Genomic DNA, 15,385 nt, shown 5'->3' on the forward strand with positions numbered 1-15,385 from the left:
ATCATATTAGAACACTATCACGGAATTATGACGTAAGATTGCTTTGGGTCATTTTTAAAACAGGCCCGCTATCGTCCAATGGGAATTTCACCTGGTCAGGAAAGCAAGGTCTATGGACAGTCCAGCGCTCAGCGAATTTGACCTCCATCTCTTTGCCGAAGGCAGGCATTGGCACATATACAATGTTCTGGGCGCCCACGTCTGCAGAAACGCGGGTGTCGAGGGTGTTCGGTTTGCAGTCTGGGCGCCCCATGCAAAGGCGGTCAGCGTTATTGGCGAGTTCAATGACTGGGATTCCGGCACCCACCCGATGAGCCTGCATCATGGTTTCGGCGTCTGGTCGTGTTTTATCCCGGAGATCGGTACCGGAACTCTCTACAAGTTCGCTATTACCACCGAGGCGGGCCGTCAGTTACTGAAAACCGATCCTTACGGTCAGGCCTTTGAACTAAGGCCCGCTACCGCCGCCGTAGTGACTGAACGTGGCCACTTCTGCTGGAATGATGGTGACTGGCTGTCCAGACGGGGCCACTGGAACTGGCAGGACTCCCCCATTTCAATCTACGAGGTGCATGCCGCTTCCTGGCGCCACCATGGCTCAGGGCGTTGGCTGACCTATCGCGAACTCGCCGACCAGTTGATTCCCTATGTCCTGGAGCTGGGTTTCACCCACATCGAACTGTTACCGGTTACCGAGCATCCTCTTGATGAGTCCTGGGGATACCAGACCACCGGCTATTACGCACCGACCAGCCGGTTCGGAACGCCCGATGACCTGCGCTATCTGGTTGACCAATGCCATCAGCATAACATCGGCGTTATCCTGGACTGGGTGCCGGGGCACTTCCCCACCGACGAGCACGCACTTGCACTGTTCGATGGCAGCGCTCTTTATGAGCATGAAGATCCCCGCCAGGGTCGCCACCAGGACTGGGGCACTCTGATCTACAATTATGGCCGCCACGAAGTGCGGAACTTTCTCATCGGCAGTGCCCTGTTCTGGCTTGACGCTTTCCATATTGACGGCCTGCGGGTGGATGCCGTGGCTTCCATGCTTTACCTGAACTATTCCCGAAAGGAGGGGGAATGGCTGCCCAATATCCATGGTGGCAATGAAAATCTCGAAGCCATCGACTTTCTGAGAGAACTGAACCAGGTCTGCCAGAGCCGCTTTCCGGGAACGCTGGTCTGTGCCGAGGAATCCACCTCCTGGCCACGGGTTACCCGCCCGCCGGAAATCGGAGGCCTTGGCTTCAACCTGAAATGGAACATGGGCTGGATGCACGATACCCTGGATTACCTGAAACAGGACCCTGTTTACCGACAGTACCACCACGACAAACTGACCTTTGGCCTGGTCTATGCCTTTACCGAGAATTTTCTGCTTCCGTTGTCACACGACGAGGTGGTGCACGGTAAAGGTAGCCTGATCAACAAAATGAACGGGGATGAGTGGCAACAGCGCGCTTCGTTGCGCACACTCTTTACCTATATGTATGCCTATCCCGGAGCCAAGCTTTTGTTCATGGGTGGCGAGTTCGGTCAGCGTCGGGAGTGGAGCGAATCCCGTGAACTGGATTGGTCGTTGCTTTCATATCCCGAACACCAGGGGCTCAGGACACTGGTGCAGGACCTCAACGGCCTGTATCGCCGGGAAGTCTCACTGCACGGAGACTGTTTCCGCCCGCAGGGGTTCGAATGGATCGACTGCCATGACTCACCTCAGTCCGTTATCAGTTTCCTGCGTACTGCAAAAGGCGAAACTTCGGTAATTGTCGTCAACTTCACTCCGATTCCCCGGCATCGATATCGAATCGGATTACCGCAAGGGGGAATCTGGCGGGAAATCTTCAATTCGGATTCCCGGTATTATGGCGGTAGCAACCTGGGCAATCCCTTTCCCATGCCGACTGACGAGCAGCCATGGATGAACCGCAACTGGTCGCTGGAACTGACCCTGCCCCCACTGGGCGCAATTATTCTGAGGCCGGCACCATGATCCGGGTTCTGTTCGCCACCAGTGAAGTATACCCACTGGTTAAAACAGGCGGTCTCGCGGATGTGTCTGCCAGCTTGCCGGAAGCACTCTGCAGGCTGCAATACGATGTCCAGATTCTCCTTCCAGGCTACCCTGCTGCTATCAAAGCCGCCAGGGAAGCAGGTTCCCGGCAAAAATCCCGGTTCCGGGTGGGGCAATATGAAGTCAGCCTCTGGCAGACGCGGCTTCCGGGTACAGCAGTCACGCTCTGGCTGGTGGACTGTCCGCCGTTGTTTGAAAGGGCGGGAAACCCCTATCAGAATGAGAAGGGGCAGGACTGGTGGGATAATGCCCACCGGTTTGAGCTGTTCGGCAAAGTCGGCGCCATGATGGCCGTCGGCGAGGCGGGGCTTGGCTGGAGACCGGATCTGGTGCACTGCAACGATTGGCAAACCGGGCTGATCCCGGTGTTTCTTGAACACTACCCCAACCGGCCCGGTACCGTATTCACGATCCACAACCTGGCGTATCAGGGATTATTCCCCCATGAAACCTTCCGGTCGCTGGGGTTGCCGGACTCTCTCTGGAACATGCACCAGCTGGAATTCTATGGCCAGCTGTCTTTTATTAAAGGCGGGCTGGTTTTCAGCGATCGCATCACCACCGTCAGCCCCGGCTATGCGCAGGAGATTCAGACCCCGGAATTCGGAAATGGTCTTGATGGCGTTCTCAGGCAGCGCCAGCAATACCTGACGGGCATCCTCAACGGCATTGATACCCGGGTCTGGAACCCGGAAGAGGATCCCCAACTGGCGTTCCATTACGGAGCCGATTACCTGGAGAACAAGGCACAGTGTCGTGCAAGCCTGGAGCGGGAACTGGGGCTTGATGTCAGTGGCGGACCGTTGCTTGGCTTCATTGGTCGACTGGTGGAGCAGAAAGGGGTGGACTGGCTGATTGCAGTGATACCGGAGCTGCTTGAACGAGGCTGCCAGTTCGCATTGCTCGGTTCCGGTGAGACAGTCTACGAAGAAGCTCTAAAGGCGCTGGCGCGGCAGTGGCCGGGGCAGATGTCCCTGACTCTGGGTTACGACGAGGGGCTTTCCCATCGTATCACCGCAGGGTGCGATATTTTTCTGATGCCCTCCCGCTTCGAGCCTTGTGGACTGAACCAGATGTACAGTCTGCGCTATGGCACGGTTCCCGTGGTACACGCGGTTGGCGGCCTGTCTGATACGGTAATCGACCCACAGGAAACAGGTTTTGGCAAGGCCAACGGGTTCCGCTTCAAGGACGCCAGCGAACGGGCCCTGCTGGCGGCGGTTGACCGCGCATTGAAACATTTCAGGAACCGGAAATCATGGCGGCAGCTGCAGAGGAATGGAATGGTAGCCGATTATTCCTGGAAAAAGAGGGCTCGCAACTACGGTGACCTTTACCTGGATGTTCTCAAAGAGCGCGAGAATCAATAGCTGGATTAGTGCGAGCATGTGCCCGCCCGGAGACAATCGACATGCATAAAGCAACGGAATTCCGACTTGAGGCCCACCCCCTGCTTCCCGAGGCCCTCGAACGTCTTGAGGATCTGGCCAATGACCTATTCTACAGCTGGGATCACGGGGTCCGCAGTCTGTTTGCCCGGATTGACCTTCGGCTATGGCAGAAAGTCGAACATAACCCCAAACTGTTTCTCAGACGTGTCGCCCAGGACCGACTGGATGAGGCGGCTGAAGATCGCGCATTCCTGGCCGAGTACCGTCGGGTACTGAGCACTTACGATGCCTACCTGGAAGCCGGCCCCGGGCCGGAAGTGACTGAAAAGCTGGACCCTGAAACAGCACTGGTGGCGTACTTCTGTGCCGAATTCGGTTTTCATGAGAGCTTTCCGATCTACTCCGGAGGACTGGGCATTCTGGCTGGCGACCACTGCAAGGCCGCCAGTGACCTGGCTCTGCCCTTCGTGGCTATAGGTCTGCTGTATCAGCAGGGGTACTTCATTCAGAGCATCGACGCCCAGGGCCAGCAGATTGCCCGATATCAGTCCCACTCCAGTGATGAACTGCCGATTACGCCTGTTATCAAGGACGGTGAGGTTCTCAGGATATCCGTGCCCTTCCCTGGCCGTAACGTCATTGCGCGTGTCTGGGAGGCCAGGGTTGGGCATATCCGCTTGTATCTGCTGGACAGTCATACCGACGAAAACAGCCACGAAGACCAGCAACTGACACTGCAGCTTTACGGCGGTGACGAATCCACGCGGATCAGCCAGGAGATGCTCCTCGGTATAGGGGGAACTCGCGTGCTTGAGGCGCTGGGGCTGCAACCGACGGTCTGGCACATTAATGAGGGGCACGCAGCGTTCCAGATTCTTGAACGTTGCCGGCAGACCATGGCCGGAGGATTAAGTTTCGAGGCGGCGCTGGAGGCTGTGGCCGGAGCAACACTGTTCACCACCCATACGCCAGTGGCAGCCGGCCACGATATCTTTCCGAGGGACCTGGTCTACCATGCGCTCGGCAGCTATCTGGAAGAGTCTGGCCTGGACTTCGAGAAAGTGTTTGCCCTCGGCGCGAATGGCGACAGTGAAAGCTTCAATATGACGGGCCTGGGCCTTCGTGGGTCCCGGTTCCACAACGGCGTAAGCCGCATTCACGGTGGTGTGGCTGCTTCCATGGAAGGTGGTATATGGCCCCAGGTCCCGCCAGAGGAAAACCCGATCGGTTACATTACCAACGGCGTGCACGTGCCCACCTTTCTGGCGCCTGAGTGGTCAAGCCTGTTCGACATACAGGCTCCCACCTGGAAGAGCGAGCTTCGCAATCCGCCATTCTGGGAGTTTATCGACCAGATTCCGGATTACCACTACTGGAGTGTTCACAAGGCGCTCAAACAGCAGATGGCTGAATACATTGTTCGCTGTCTCAAACGCCAGCATAAACGTAACGGTATCGGCCATTCAGTAACGGAAAGGATGACGCGCCCTCTGGTCTCACCGGAAAAAGATACTCTGGTGATCGGTTTTGCGCGGCGGTTTGCCACCTATAAACGAGCCACTCTGATCTTTTCCGATCTCGACCGGCTGGAGCAGATTGTCACCAACCCGGACCGCCCGGTGGTACTGGTTTTTGCCGGCAAGGCCCACCCTCGGGACAAACCCGGCCAGCAGCTGATCAAGGTCATTCATGACCTTTCCATGCACCCCTCCCTGATGGGACATCTGATTCTGCTCGAGGATTACGACCAGGCGATGGCCCGGCGTCTGCTCAGTGGCGTGGATGTCTGGCTGAATACCCCCGAATATCCCAAGGAGGCCAGCGGAACCTCTGGCGAAAAAGCCGCCCTGAATGGTGCGCTGAATCTGAGTGTGCTGGATGGCTGGTGGGGCGAGGGTTATGACGGCAAGAATGGCTGGGGCATTCCGCCCCGTGACACGGAACTGGATGCTGAGTTCCGTAATGCTGAGGAGGCTCGCGACCTTATCGATATGCTGGAATTCGAGGTGGTACCGCTCTATTACGAGCGAGCCTCGCAGGGCTATTCCAAGGGCTGGGTAAAACGCTCAAAAGCTTCCATGAAAACTATTACGCCACGGTTCAACAGCCAGCGAATGGTGATGGATTACGTTACCAACTACTACCAGACCGCGTCCAGCCATGGAGCCAGGCTGATGGCTGACGGCGGCAGGCTGGCCAGCGAACTGGCAGACTGGAAATCAAGGGTCCGGGAAGCCTGGCAGGGCGTTACGCTGGGTGTTGTCGGGTGTGTGGAGTCCCACTGTCCCCACGACGGCACTGTGGACCTTCGGGTGGAGGCAGTACTCAATGGCCTGAGTGCCGATGATGTCCGCGTGGAGTGTCTGGTCCGCCCGGAATGCACGGGAACCCACAAGACATCGGGACCCGCGAGTTTCTTTCTGAAACCGGAAAGCGAGGCTGACGGCAGAACCGTATTTGCCACACAGGTCCAACCTTCCTACCCCGGACTTCAGACTCTGAGGCTCAGAATGTACCCCTATCACCAGGCACTAGGCCACCCCCTGGAGATGGGCGCCATGCTCTGGGTCTGAAGCCCGGGCATGGCGGGTCTTACAGAATGTGCTTGCGAATGAATCGACCGATATCCTGTACTTCCTCCAGGCACACACTGTGCTCCATCGGAAAGGTCTGGTACGACGGCTCGAAGCCCAACTCTTTCAGCTTATCGACACTCAGCCGGCCCAGTGATTCCGGCACCATCGGATCTTGGGTACCGTGATAGATGGCGATGGGGATGCCTCGATTGGCGTCAGATACCTCAACCTTTTTTGCGGTCGCAAAGTAGGTGGACAGAGCAACGATACCACCAAGCCGCCGGGGATAGCTCAGCCCCAGTTCGTAGGCCACTGCACCCCCCTGGGAGAAGCCTGCAATAATAATGTTCTCACTGGGTACCCCGCGTTCAATTTCCCGATCCACCAGCTTTGCAACGGCGTCCGACGAAGCCAATAACTGGTTGGTATCGACCACGCGGTCAATGTCCAGCGCCTTGATGTCGTACCATGCCGGCATGGTCATTCCACCATTGATGGTTACCGGCATATTGGGCGCATGGGGAAAGATGAAACGAACCGCTGCGTCTTCCGGCAACCCGAGTTCCGGTACTACCGGCTCAAAGTCGTGACCACTGGCGCCGAGACCATGAAGCCAGATAACGGCTGCGGTCGGTTCGGGGTTGGTTTCCAGTTCAATATATTCGAGTTCTTGCACAAAATACCTCGGGTGTCAGTAATATCAGATATTCAATCCGTCTGATTTTTATGGGCTTCCAGCGCGGTGACCACAGGATTGGCGTACATATCCAGCAGGTAGGGATGAATCGCCGGATCGCAGGCATCAAGTCTTCGCTCCATCTCGGCTTCCGCCGCTTCAATCTCGGCCGCTGACCAGGTTTCCGCCGTCACCACTGCATCACTGACGGAATCCCGTGTCGCGTGTGAATCCGGGTGCATCCCCCTTTGCTGGTAGGCCACCAGATTCGATGTATGAAGGTGATAATTGGCGTGCATCTCACGGTCGATCCGTGCCGCAAGGTCTTTCGGGTTGTCTTCCGCGTCAGTAATGGGCGCGCCGAAATGCACGTGTACGTGCCCCTTGAAGCCTGTCAGGCCCTTCATGATCTGGTCGGTATCCTCACCCTCACTCTTGATGTACTCACCTGTCCGGGCGCGGGTTTCCAGTTCACGTGCCTTGTCCATATCGCAAGGGTCGTATTCATAGGCAATCGACACCGGAACGATATGCAGTCGGTTCATGGCCTCGCTGAACGTCAGGCCGCTCTTTTTCTTGCTCATGTAGAACATCTTGATGATGGCCGGGTCGGTAAAATCAAGTCCGTTCTTGGCGCGACCTTCCCGCTGTGCAATCCAGATACTCTCGTTGTTGTCGATACTGTGGCTTATAAAGGCGGAGAGCATGATATAGGCATCCCGCATCTCCCGCGGGCTGGTCATGTTGCGGCGAACCACGAAGCTTTTGTTAAGCCGCATCATTTCTGCAAATACCCGATTGGCAAGCAGATTATCGCCGATGGCAATCCGTGTAGTTCTGAAGCCGTTCATGAACAGCAGGTAGTTCACTACCATCGGGTCAAAGACTATGTCCCGATGATTGGAGATAAACAGATGGGCGCTGTGTTTATCCAGGTTTTCCAGTCCGCTGTGGGTTACCCGAGTCGTGGTGTTATTTACCAGATCACCCACGTACCCCGACAGCCGGGCCTGTAGATCTTCAATGCGGTCGATACCGGAAAATTGGCTGATCAACCATCGTCTGACCCACGGCCTGAGCATGGCCGGGGCCCATTTCGCAAGCATTGGCGATTTAAAGCGGCCAACCATATCCAGGAATTCCCGGTCCCGGACAAGATTGTTGATGGCGGTTCGCGTTTCCTCGTCCAGGTACGGACGGATGGCATCAAATTCCTGCATGGATTTCCTGTTTGTTGGGTGCAGAAAAAGTCGCATTGTAGCCGTTATAAGGATTGTTTGTCTCCGCCGATTCCGTGACAGGATTCTGGTATCATGGCTCGCCTGCCAGCACACCTGGTTTTTTACCGATAACCAACTCTACCGGCCAAGTCATGGATTTTGCACAACTAAGCACAGAGCGCCCCCGTGTTTCAGATCAGGACCCGGAAGAAGTCCTGCACCGCATTTTTGGTTATGAGACCTTCAGACCTTTGCAGGGCGACATTATCCGTGAAGTTGTCAGTGGCGGCGATGCCCTGGTGTTGATGCCCACCGGTGGCGGTAAATCTCTGTGTTACCAGGTACCCGCCCTCGTGCGTGCCGGAACGGCCATTGTGATTTCGCCACTCATTGCATTGATGCAGGACCAGGTGGCCGCTCTGAAGGAGCTGGGCGTAAGGGCGGCTTTCCTGAACTCCACCATGGACCTCGAGCAGGCCCGGGATACTGAAAATGCTTTGATGACCGGCGAACTTGATCTGTTGTATTGCGCACCGGAACGCCTGATCCAGCCCAGAACCCTGGACCTGCTTCACCACGCGTCCATTTCACTGTTTGCCATCGACGAAGCCCACTGCGTATCCCAGTGGGGCCATGATTTCCGTTCCGACTATCTTGAGCTCAGCCGGCTGGCTCACGAATTCCCCGGTGTGCCCCGTATTGCATTGACGGCCACTGCCGATGAGCGCACCCGCAAAGAAATCGCCGAGAGGTTGTCACTTACCGAAGCCCGCCACTTCATCAGTGGATTTGATCGCCCCAACATTCAGTATCGAATTGCCCCAAAAACCAATGCTAACAAACAATTACTGGATTTTATTAAAGCAGAACATGATGGTGATTGCGGCATCGTTTATTGTCTGTCCCGTAATAAGGTAGACGCCACGGCAAAATTGCTCAGCAGCAAGGGCTACAATGCACTGCCCTATCACGCAGGCCTCAACGCTGCGGACCGGGCGCGACACCAGGAGCGGTTTCTGCGGGAAGACGGTGTGATCATTGTGGCGACCATTGCGTTTGGCATGGGTATCGACAAGCCGGACGTTCGGTTTGTCGCTCACCTGGACCTGCCCAAAAGCCTGGAAGCCTACTACCAGGAAACCGGCCGCGCCGGTCGTGATGGAAAACCTTCTACCGCCTGGATGGTCTATGGCCTGCAGGATGTGATTAAACTGCGCCAGATGCTCGAGGGGTCCATGGGGAACGACCAATTCAAACGGGTCGAACGCCAGAAGCTGGACGCCATGCTAGGGCTGTGCGAAGTCACCAGTTGCCGTCGGCAGGTGCTTCTGCGTTACTTCGGTGACACTCTGGAAGAGCCTTGCGGCAATTGCGATACCTGTCTGAACCCGCCAGAGACCTGGGATGGTAAGGTGGCGGTGCAGAAGGCCCTTTCCTGTGTATTCAGAACCGGGCAACGTTTTGGCGTCAGCTATCTGATTGATGTTCTGCGCGGATCGGAGAACGAACGGATTTTCCAGTTCGGTCATCAGGCCGTCTCGACTTATGGCATCGGCACCGAATTGTCCGCGAACGACTGGAAATCGGTGTTCAGGCAGCTGGTCGCCAACGGTTATCTGAGAGCCGACCCGGAAGGTTACGGTGCGCTGCAGCTCACTGAGGAGTGCCGGCCCCTGCTGAAGGGCGAGGTGCCCATCCAGTTGCGCAAGGACCCGGTGGTCAAAACCTCCGGTGGCCGAGGAACTTCTGGTTCATCGGGTCGCCGGAAGATTGTCGACCAGATAACAGACAAGGCGGGATGGGAGGCCTTGAGGGCCTGTCGTAAGGCTCTGGCGGAAGAAAAAGGCGTGCCTCCCTATGTGATTTTTCACGATGCCACTTTGTTCGAGATTCTGGAAAAACGCCCGAACAGCCTGGCGGAAATGGCCGAGATCAACGGCGTGGGTGCCGCAAAGCTGGAAAAATACGGAGACACCTTCCTGGCCGCCCTGCGGGAGCTGGACGGCCTGTGACTATTTGAATCAGGACGCCTTGAACCCCTTCTTGCGAACCCGGTATTGGGCAATGGAGGTTGCCACGTGGTTACCCTCCCGATCATACAGGGTGCCTTCCAGTGCAAATGCCGCCCTGCCCGTCTCGTCCGCCTCGGCCTTGATGGCTTCAACCGTGGCCTCATCCAGTGAGAACTCCACAAACACATCCGAGTTTGCTGGTTGCAGGAACTGCAGCGTCATTTCCTTGAGAATGGGCGTGTAGGCCGGCCCCAGGTCAAACAGGGTGAGCACACCGCCCGGAATTTCAGCTACCAGGAAGAAGGCCCCGGCGTAAAGGCTGCCAAAATGGTTCTTGTTTCCCTTCAGGCGGATCTTTGCCCTCACGAAACCGGGGCGGACTTCTTCCACACTGAAACCATTGCGGGGTGCAAACGGAATCGAAAGGCCGATAATCCGGTTAACAGCTGCGTAACCACTGGTTTTTCGGAGCCAGGCCAGTGGCTGTGTTATTGGGGCCTTGGGGTCCGATGAGGAGACCCATTGACCGGTAGCCCCGATCAGATTATCTATAAATGCCATATCTCTGCTTTCTCCTGAATGCTCCAATGACCGGCAAGCCGGACCAACTGGCGTAGATGATTACAGCCCGGTGAAAGCCTTCGCAACTATTTTTACGATTTTCGGAGACCATGCCCTGTGAGAACCACAAAATTCACCTAAACTGCTCAGGTGTAATGGAATACAGGGAAGAAACGAGCGCAACTGGAGGCCGGGGTCAATGAAATCGTGGCGAGCGGGTTGGATATTGTTGGGACTGGTGTATATATGCGCCGGTGCAGGGATTGCTTTGTCTGGTGAGCAGGCTGTCGCTGCCGGGCCGAAAGCCAATAACTCGATAACGGATTATCGTCTGTGGCATCGCAATTTTGACAGTCCACCTATTCGCGCCCTCGTCTCCCTGGCATTTGAAAAGACGCCCGAGTACGGCCCATTCCGCATTATCCGCAGCCCGGAAATGGCACAAGGAAGGGTTGTACGGGAGTTGGCGCAGCAGCAGTCATCACTGATTGATATTGCCAACGTTGCCACGTCCAACGAGCGTGAGGAGATTCTCCGGGCCATCCCCATTCCGATCGATGGAGGACTGCTGGGGTTCAGGGTCTGTGTGGTGCTGAGAGAGTCGCTGCCGAAGTTTGAAGGCATCGAGAACCTATCAGACCTGAGAGAGTCGGGCATTCGCATCGGCCAGGGAACACACTGGCCCGACACCCCCATTTTGCGGGTCAACGGCATACCGGTGGTCACCCACTCCCGTTATGAAATTCTTTTCCGTATGTTGGAAAATCAGCGGTTTGAATGTTTTGCACGTGGTGTCAGCGAAGTTCTGTTTGATCTCCAGCTGGAAGCGGACAGTGACTTTGTTATTGAGCCCCATCTGCTGATTGCCTATCCAATGCCTTCCTACTTTTTTGTCGGCAGGCAAGATCATGAAACGGCCCAGCGGCTACAGCTGGGTATGGAACGGGCCATTCACGACGGCAGTTTTGGTCAGTACCTTGAACATTTCTACGGCAGTGCCCTGGAACAGCTCCAACTCGAAAATCGAACGATCCTGGTGCTGGACAACCCCTTCCTGACCGAGGAATCGTGGAACATCGGGCGCCGCACCCTCCCTAATCTGAAACGGCGCATCAGTATTCTATCATCCTCAGACCTTGAATCGTGAAACGTTCTGGCTGAGGGTGTTTCCAATCGATTCAATCTGCCCGCTGTAAACATCGTTCTCACTGGCAGCCCTGGCCGCTTCCTGACCCTCATCAGCAATTCGGGTAATGGAGGAGTTCAGTTCTTCAGTGACCGAGGTCTGTTCCTCAGAGGCAGTGGCAATCTGGGATGTCATCTGGCTGATGGAAGTGATGGCGTTGGCAATCCGGTTCAGCGCTTCCATTGCATCCTGCGCCTTTTCCATACTGACATTGGAAACAGCGGTTGACGCCTTCATCACATCGACCGCATTGTTAGCCCCACTCTGAAGGCGCTCGATCATGTTATTGATTTCTTTCGTGCTGTCCTGGGTGCGACGGGCAAGGTTGCGGACCTCGTCGGCTACCACTGCAAATCCGCGACCGGCATCTCCCGCCCTTGCCGCCTCAATAGCGGCGTTCAGTGCCAATAGGTTGGTCTGTTCGGCAATGCCCTGAATCACTTCCAGCACCGAGGTAATGTCGGTCACATCCTTACCGAGTTTATCAATCACTTCCGCGGCAGAGTTGATCTCCCTGGACAGTTTCTGCACAGCATCCCGGGAGGCGGCTACGGTTTCCAGCGAGTCGCGACTGTCTGAATCGGCGGTATTGGCGGCATCGGCAGTCTGCTGGGCGCTCTGGGCAATCTCGCCGGCCGCGGCGGACATTTCATTGATGGCAGTGGCCACCATATCAATCTCTGCCTGCTGTTTTTCAACACTGCCCCGACTGGTGCGGGCGGTCTCGCGCAGGGAAGTTACATTGTCCCCGAGCTCAACTGTGCATTGCTGAACATCCCGGACCACGCGCTGGATATTTTCAACAAAGCTGTTGAACTCACGGGCCAGTGTGCCGAATTCGTCTTTGGCACTGTCGTCCAGACGCTTGGTGAGGTCAGCGTCACCGCTGGCAATGGAGGACATGGCGCGATTGAGTTTTCTGACCGGCGCCATCAGTACACGTATACCGAAATGCAGGACAACCAGCGAAACCAGCAGGCCAATAACCGCAATAATCAGGCCGGTGACCCGTGCCGCCTGGACCGGTGCGTTGATCTTGTCCTCGTTGATAAAGGTCCCCAGGTACCAGTCCACGCCGCGGGCACCAGCAATAGGATGGAAGCTGGCGGTCCAGCTTACGTCACCCGATTCATAGCGGTGTGCTTCCCCGCTGAGCCTGGGGGACGCTCCCAGAAGCTTGCTGATATTCTTGCCGACCAGAGTCTGGTCGGGATGGAAAAGAACAGTGCCGTCATCGCTGATCAGCGCGGCATAACCTGTATCGGCCAGAGTAATGGTGGAGAGGGTGCGCTCGATGGTTTTCAGTGCAATATCGCCGCCGATGACACCCTCGTAGTCCCCGCGTTTTACCGGGGCCAGGGTAGAAATGATCGTGCCTCCGGTGCCTGCGTCCAGGTAGGGTTCAGTGAAAGACGCAGCGCCGGTCTGCTTGGCCTGCTTGAACCAGGGGCGGGTACGGGGGTCAAAGTCGTCCGGGAGGGTGGCTTCCGATGCATCATCCTTCATCAGCATGTAGCCATCGTCCCGTCCTACGTACACATCAATAAAGCCACCCCCCGTGGTAACCGCAGCCAGAATCACCCGCGCCTCTTCATCGGTTGTCACGGTTTCGAGGGCCTTTGCGGTGGCTTCCGTCATCCTCAGGCGGGTATTCAGCCAGTCGGCAATGCTTGAAGTGCTCTGTGTGACGGTGTCTTCAATCAAAGCTTCGACATAGGTGTCGGTGGTGCTCTGCAGCCTCAGGTTGCCGCTGATAGTGAAGGCGCCCATGACCAGTACAAGCAGCACACCGAAAGCAATCAGCAATTTCTGGCCGAAACTCAGATTCATTTTACGGGTCCTTCTTACTTATTGAGTGCGGGGATGTGAGCATAACGCTTTTGCACATTGCGTTCTGTATGACTTTGTTTTCGGCTTTTGCGGCGAAGTCTTTAGCGCTATCTGATAAAATATGGACTTTAATCAATCCATTCCTGCAGATTAGTTTCTTGCACCCAACGGGAGCCGGCGTGTATGGCCCACGAAGAACTGCACCTCAACCTTCGTAACCTCACCACTGATGACTATTCCCAGCTACAACGACTGATGGACAGGGTGTACGACGATATAGGCGGTGCCTGGCCTGAAGATACCATCAAGGCACTGGTTGAGCAGTTTCCGGACGGCCAGATCTGCATTGAGGAGTCCGGGGAGCTGATTGCTGTGGCGCTGACTGTGTGCGTCAAGTATGAGCGTTTCAGCAACCCCCACACCTACGATGATCTGATCCTGCGTAACGAAAAGATCTGGCACAACCCGAAAGGAGACTCCCTTTACGGGCTGGACGTGTTTATTCACCCCGACTACCGGGGCTATCGCCTGGGGCGGCGGCTTTATGAAGCCCGCAAGGAGCTTTGCCGTTCCATGAACCTGCGGGCCATCCTGGCCGGTGGACGGATTCCGGGGTATCACAAATTTTCGGATCAGTACTCACCGGAAGAGTACATCCAGCGTGTGGATCGCAAGGACATCTATGATCCGATCCTCAGCTTTCAGCTGTCCAACGATTTCCAGGTAACCCGGTTGATGCACAAGTATCTGCCGGAGGACGAGAAGTCCCTGGGTTATGCCACTCTGCTTGAGTGGCGGAATATCCTTTATACCCCGCCCTCTCCGGTCCTCAGCGTCAAGAAAACCCAGGTGCGACTGGGTGCTGTGCAATGGCAGATGCGTGAATTCACGTCCGTGGATGAAGTGCTGGAGCAGGTCGAATACTTTGTGGATGCCTTGTCGGACTACAAAAGCGACTTTGCGCTGTTTCCGGAGTTTTTCAACGCGCCATTGATGGGCCTGACGGATCAGATGGATCAGACCCGGGCTATCCGGTTCCTGGCCGGGTTTACCGAACAGTTCCGCAACCAGATGTCGGAAATGGCGGTCAGTTACAACATCAACATCATTACCGGTTCCATGCCTTTGCTGGAAAACGACCGGGTGTACAACGTGTCCTACCTGTGTCACAGGGATGGCCGCGTTGACGAGCAGCGAAAGATCCACATCACACCCCACGAGCGCCGTGACTGGGTCATTGAGGGTGGTGAAAAGTTCCGGGTATTCGAAACGGACGCCGGCCGCGTTGCCATCATGATCTGTTATGACATCGAGTTCCCGGAACTCGGGCGTCTGGCGGCCAGCGACGAGGTGGATATCATCATGGTGCCGTTCTGGACGGACACCAAGAACGGATATCTGCGGGTGCGTCATTGTGCTCAGGCCCGCGCGATTGAAAACGAATGCTATGTGGTGATTACCGGCAGCGTGGGCAACCTGCCCAAAGTGGAAAATCTGGACGTACAATACGCCCAGTCTTCGGTATTTTCTCCATCGGACTTTGCGTTTCCTCACGATGCGGTCATGGCAGAAACCACACCGAACACAGAGATGATCATGTTCTCGGATATGGACCTGGAAAAACTGAAACTTGTGCGTAACGAAGGGTCGGTAACCAATCTGAAAGATCGGCGTACCGACATATACGCGCTCAATACGTTGGAAAAGGGCCAAAATAATTCTGATAGTTGAAGAACTGTCTGAGAGCTCTATCGTATGACACTGAACACGTTGCCAAACAGTTCGAGTGTGGCTATTGTTTAACCATGTACCGACAGGCCACCTCCCCGGAACACTTCAGAGATGACTGGTAA

The 15,385-nt window shown here is 55.9% G+C and carries 10 protein-coding genes; 6 read left to right on the plus strand and 4 right to left on the minus strand.

What is annotated here, in order from left to right; genetic code table 11:
- Window positions 1–112: 112 nt before the first annotated feature.
- From glgB to glgP, 3 genes are read left to right on the plus strand one after another with little or no spacing between them, the layout of a single operon-like run.
- Window positions 113–1,999 (plus strand): 1,4-alpha-glucan branching protein GlgB, encoded by a 1,887-nt coding sequence (gene glgB, locus QPM17_RS00110; protein ID WP_285387703.1) that lies wholly within the window; start codon window positions 113–115, stop codon window positions 1,997–1,999.
- Window positions 1,996–3,450: a glycogen synthase GlgA gene (glgA, locus tag QPM17_RS00115; RefSeq protein WP_285387705.1), complete on the plus strand. Its 1,455-nt coding sequence runs from the start codon at window positions 1,996–1,998 to the stop codon at window positions 3,448–3,450. Before glgB ends, glgA begins: the two co-directional genes overlap by 4 nt.
- 41 nt (window positions 3,451–3,491) lie before the next feature.
- Window positions 3,492–6,044 carry an alpha-glucan family phosphorylase gene (gene glgP / locus QPM17_RS00120; RefSeq protein WP_285387707.1) on the plus strand — a complete coding sequence of 851 codons (2,553 nt, stop codon included), beginning with the start codon at window positions 3,492–3,494 and terminating at the stop codon, window positions 6,042–6,044.
- Window positions 6,045–6,063: 19 nt separating this feature from the next.
- Here glgP and QPM17_RS00125 read toward each other — a convergent pair whose 3' ends face one another.
- Complete coding sequence (locus tag QPM17_RS00125) at window positions 6,064–6,723, minus strand: alpha/beta hydrolase (protein ID WP_285387708.1); 660 nt, start codon at window positions 6,721–6,723, stop codon at window positions 6,064–6,066.
- A gap of 32 nt (window positions 6,724–6,755) precedes the next feature.
- Window positions 6,756–7,943: a 1-acyl-sn-glycerol-3-phosphate acyltransferase gene (locus QPM17_RS00130; protein WP_285387709.1), complete on the minus strand. Its 1,188-nt coding sequence runs from the start codon at window positions 7,941–7,943 to the stop codon at window positions 6,756–6,758.
- Between the two features lie 152 nt (window positions 7,944–8,095).
- On the opposite strand from QPM17_RS00130, the gene recQ reads away from it, so the two are divergent.
- Window positions 8,096–9,955 (plus strand): DNA helicase RecQ, encoded by a 1,860-nt coding sequence (gene recQ, locus QPM17_RS00135; RefSeq protein ID WP_285387710.1) that lies wholly within the window; start codon window positions 8,096–8,098, stop codon window positions 9,953–9,955.
- Window positions 9,956–9,964: 9 nt separating this feature from the next.
- On the opposite strand, the gene QPM17_RS00140 is transcribed toward recQ, so the two are convergent.
- Window positions 9,965–10,516: a PaaI family thioesterase gene (locus tag QPM17_RS00140; protein ID WP_285387712.1), complete on the minus strand. Its 552-nt coding sequence runs from the start codon at window positions 10,514–10,516 to the stop codon at window positions 9,965–9,967.
- Between the two features lie 199 nt (window positions 10,517–10,715).
- On the opposite strand from QPM17_RS00140, the gene QPM17_RS00145 reads away from it, so the two are divergent.
- Window positions 10,716–11,663 carry a hypothetical protein gene (locus QPM17_RS00145; protein WP_285387715.1) on the plus strand — a complete coding sequence of 316 codons (948 nt, stop codon included), beginning with the start codon at window positions 10,716–10,718 and terminating at the stop codon, window positions 11,661–11,663.
- On the opposite strand, the gene QPM17_RS00150 is transcribed toward QPM17_RS00145, so the two are convergent.
- Window positions 11,646–13,532: a methyl-accepting chemotaxis protein gene (locus QPM17_RS00150; protein ID WP_285387716.1), complete on the minus strand. Its 1,887-nt coding sequence runs from the start codon at window positions 13,530–13,532 to the stop codon at window positions 11,646–11,648. The two genes, QPM17_RS00145 and QPM17_RS00150, sit on opposite strands and share 18 nt — an antisense overlap.
- Before the next feature lie 183 nt (window positions 13,533–13,715).
- Here QPM17_RS00150 and QPM17_RS00155 point away from each other — a divergent pair, with 183 nt between their 5' ends.
- Window positions 13,716–15,263, plus strand: coding sequence for a bifunctional GNAT family N-acetyltransferase/carbon-nitrogen hydrolase family protein (locus QPM17_RS00155; protein ID WP_285387719.1), 1,548 nt, complete (start codon window positions 13,716–13,718; stop codon window positions 15,261–15,263).
- Window positions 15,264–15,385 lie beyond the last annotated feature (122 nt).

Source organism: Marinobacter azerbaijanicus, assembly GCF_030250645.1.
In the GTDB taxonomy this organism is placed as follows: domain Bacteria; phylum Pseudomonadota; class Gammaproteobacteria; order Pseudomonadales; family Oleiphilaceae; genus Marinobacter; species Marinobacter azerbaijanicus.